The following is a 3,078-nucleotide window of genomic DNA, read 5'->3' as shown; positions in this document are numbered from 1 at the left end:
ACATCATGGCCTGAGATGCCAGCCTGCGCTGGCATGACGAGATAGGAAGCCGACCGCTCCCCACCCAAACCCTCACCCCTCAATCCCGCCGGCTCGTCACCTTGGCCGTGCCGTCGGGCAAGATCTCGATCAGGTGCGCGCTGTCATTGTCGCAATGGACGCGCCACCCGCGCACGCCGGGAGCCAATGCCGTAGCGCCCGAAAGCGGGGCCGCGCCGCTCGCCTTGATCGCCTTCTGGAACACGCCGTCGCGCAGGCTCGGATCCAGCTTCGCCACCTGTGCCGCGGCCCCGCTTTCGGGCGCTACGGCATTGGCTGCCGCCGGCTGCTCCGCCTTCTGCCCGCACGCCGGCAGCGCCAGCGTCAACGCCAGCATCGGTGCCAGCCTGGCCGCCATCATCGCTCGCCCGTTCATCCCTTGCACGCCTGTCTCCTTCATCCTTCGGGCGGCGGCGCGGCGGGCGCTTCGGTCAGGTCCAGCACCTCATATCCGCCCGTCGCCACGCGCCGGCTGATCAGGCTGCCCTTGGGCGTCTGATATTCCGACGTCGCCGTGAACCGCTCCACGCGATAGACGCCGCCCTCCGCGCCGCCGCCCGATGCCGAATAGCGCCGTCCTGCGATCTGGTCGAGCGCCGGCTTCATCCAGCCGTGCGCCCGTGACCCGCGCAATATCTCTATGTCCTCGGTCCGTCCGTCCGGCCGCACCCAAAAGCCGACATCGGCCCACCGGATGCCGGACAGGTCGGCCGCGCCAACATTGCGCACGTCGCGCAGGTCGTGCGCGCCATTCACCCGCTCGGCCGCCGTCACAGCGTCCAGCGCATAGGGCGGCGATACCAGCAGCACCGGCTCGGGCCCGCCCGCCTGGCCCAGTTCGCGTATCAGCCGCGTGACCTCCTCGCCCTTGGCGTCCCGCGCCGCCAGCCGCAGCCGCAGCACCTTCAGCGCGCCGGCGAACCCCGCCTCCTTCGCCACCGGCCGCTGCTCCAGCGCGTCGATCATCTTGTACGGCTTGTCGCTCTGCATCCGCGCCGCTTCTATCCAAACGCGCTTCATGCCCGCCAGCATCGCCGCCCGGTCGCGCCCATCGCTCAGCGCCCGCGCCTCGATCCCGCGATAGGTCGCCTCCGCCTGCGCATAATTGCCCAGTTCGATCCACATATCGCCCAGCGCCGTCGCGGCCGACAGCACCGACGGGTCATCGGCGGGCAGATGCGCATTCAGCACCCTGACCTGATCGGCGACCGCCCGGCGATAATCCTTGCGGTCGCCTTCGTGCAGCGACACGGTCGCATAGGCTTCGTACAGCGCGGCAACGGCGCGCGGCTCCTGCGCTTCCTTGTCGCGATTGCGCGCTGCGCCCGCCGCCAACAGCTTTTTCGCATCCTGATAATTGCCTGCGCGAAAGCGCACCTCGGCCAGCGCGATCGTCGCCTGCGCGTCGCGCAGCGGCGTGCATCCGCCTCGCGCGCATTCGGCTTGCGCCTCGACCAGCTTCTGACCGGTCACTATGATGTCGGCGGGAACTTGCAGGAGCAACAACAGACCCAGCATAATATTCTCCATCGGCCCCGCGCCAAGTCTGGCTCAAGGTCGACCGACGTGCAACCGAAATCCCGTCTGCCCTCAACGACTTGCCGCCTGCCGGCCGGCCCCTCACTCCCCCGACGCCGCCCGCCGCCTTGCGATCTCGGCCATCATGGCCTCCACTTGTGCGATCGCGGCGGCGCTGTCGGGGCGTCCGTTCCCGCCGCCCGCCTGCCCGCCCGCCTGCCGCTGCGCGCGGATGCCCGCCACCCGGTCGCGATAGGCCAGGAACAGGCGCAGCGCGACGCCCAGGTCCGGCGCGCGCCGGACCTTGCGCGCCTTGACCGCGCCCTCGCCGTCGCTGGTCACTTCCTCGCTCTCGCTGCCGAACAAGGCGGCGCGCATCAGCATCAGTTCGATCTCGGCATAGCCCATGTCCAGCGCCTCGTCCCAGGCGCGGGCAAAGGCGGGGTCGGCCGCCCGCTTGCGGTATGCGCCCGCGCGGCACTTGCCCGCCGCCCGCGCCGCCTCGCTGGCGTTGCAGGTTTCGGCCAGCATCTGCAGGAACAGCGCCTCGTCCGCCTTGCTCCAGCCGTCCGACCGGCGCTTGCGCTGTTGCGGCCGGCTCGTGCCGCCTGCGCGCTGCCGCTGCGTCACCAGCGCGCCGCCTTCCGTCCTTGCCATGATGCCCCCTCCCTGCCGCCCGGACGCCGGAAGGGCCGGCCCCTCGCAGGACCAGCCCTTTCAAAACGCCGCACCGGCGAGTCACACTTTCCCAATATCCGCCTTCCTGCCAGATCAGCGTGACGCTGTCAAGCGGAATGTTCCATATGGGTTATTTTTGAAGCATGGACCGGATCATCGGCGCTTCGGCTTCCAGCGCCGCCGCAACGCTGGGCCGCGCCTTGACCGCTGCCAGCCACGCCGCCATCTTGGGCCACCGCCCGCTCTCCGGCCCGTCCGAAACATAGGCGACGTTGATGATCGGGCTCGCCGCCGCCAGGTCCGCCAGCGTGAAGCGGTCTCCCACCAGCCAGCCGCCGTCACCGGGCAGAACGCCCTCCAGATAATCGTAGATTTTCGGCATTTCCTCGGCCTCCGCCCGGTCCGCCGCCGCCAGATCCGGCTCACGCTTGACCATCTTCGCCACCGCCCGGTTGAAGAAGAGCTTGGCCCCGGCCGCCTGCGCGATCGTGTCGCCAAACTCCTCATACCATATGGTGCGCGCCCGCGCCCTGGGTTCGGCCGGGATCATCTCCTCGCCGGGCTTCAGGGCATCCATATAGGTTATGATCGCGGTCGAATCGCACAGCAGGAAATCGCCATCCTCCAATGCCGGTATCTTGCCGAAGGGCGATCCTTTCAGATAACCCTCGCCGCCCCGGCCAAAACCGGCCGGCTGCACCTCCACCTCGATCCCCTTCTCCGCGGCGAACACGATCACCTTGCGGACGAAGGGCGACGGTCCCGCTCCGTGGATAATCATAGGCATGCTCCTATGATGATTGTCCAGCAGCAAGTGATGGTTCACTGCGGCTGAAGGTTGTG

General features: G+C 68.7%; 4 protein-coding genes. All 4 read right to left on the bottom strand.

The window, feature by feature from the left end:
* Positions 1–79: 79 nt before the first annotated feature.
* A complete protein-coding gene (locus tag AX724_RS17950) occupies positions 80–415 on the bottom strand; it encodes a hypothetical protein (RefSeq protein ID WP_231736749.1) in 336 nt (111 codons plus the stop codon).
* Between the two features lie 20 nt (positions 416–435).
* A complete protein-coding gene (locus tag AX724_RS17945; RefSeq protein WP_231736748.1) occupies positions 436–1,569 on the bottom strand; it encodes a hypothetical protein in 1,134 nt (377 codons plus the stop codon).
* 90 nt (positions 1,570–1,659) lie between these two features.
* Positions 1,660–2,214 carry a hypothetical protein gene (locus AX724_RS17940; protein ID WP_066769122.1) on the bottom strand — a complete coding sequence of 185 codons (555 nt, stop codon included), beginning with the start codon at positions 2,212–2,214 and terminating at the stop codon, positions 1,660–1,662.
* A gap of 151 nt (positions 2,215–2,365) precedes the next feature.
* Positions 2,366–3,016 (bottom strand): glutathione S-transferase family protein, encoded by a 651-nt coding sequence (locus AX724_RS17935; protein ID WP_066769120.1) that lies wholly within the window; start codon positions 3,014–3,016, stop codon positions 2,366–2,368.
* Between the last annotated feature and the right edge of the window lie 62 nt (positions 3,017–3,078).

The sequence above is a fragment of the Sphingobium sp. CCH11-B1 genome (assembly GCF_001556865.1).
Taxonomy (GTDB): Bacteria; Pseudomonadota; Alphaproteobacteria; order Sphingomonadales; family Sphingomonadaceae; genus Sphingobium.
The sequence above is the reverse complement of the archived record's forward strand: the minus strand, read 5'-3'. Positions and strand labels throughout refer to the sequence as shown.